This is a genomic window from Streptomyces bugieae, assembly GCF_036352915.1.
Classification (GTDB): Bacteria; Actinomycetota; Actinomycetes; order Streptomycetales; family Streptomycetaceae; genus Streptomyces; species Streptomyces endophytica.
This window is the reverse complement of the sequence record NZ_JAZBJP010000261.1, coordinates 1-255: the sequence shown is the minus strand read 5'-3', so window position 1 is coordinate 255 and position 255 is coordinate 1. Positions and strand designations below refer to the sequence as shown.

General features: G+C 69.0%; 1 pseudogene. It reads right to left on the bottom strand.

Going from position 1 to position 255, the window contains the following annotated elements:
- A pseudogene (locus V2J85_RS41145) lies at positions 1–255 on the bottom strand (Fe-S oxidoreductase); the annotation flags it as partial.

Below are 255 nucleotides of genomic sequence, written 5' to 3'. Positions count from 1 at the left end.
GCGTGCCGGTGTTCCAGGCGGGGCACTGGGACTGGCAGCGGCCGCACTCGGTGCAGGTGGAGAAGTCCAGCAGGCCCTTCCAGGAGAAGTGCTCGATCTGGGAGACGCCGAACTGGTCGTCCTCGCCGGGGTCCTCGAAGTCGATGGGCTTGCCGGCCGAGGTCATCGGCTGCAGTGCGCCCAGGGCGACGTCGCCGTCGGCCTCGCGCTTGAACCAGATGTTGGGGAAGGCCAGGAAGCGGTGCCAGGCCACAC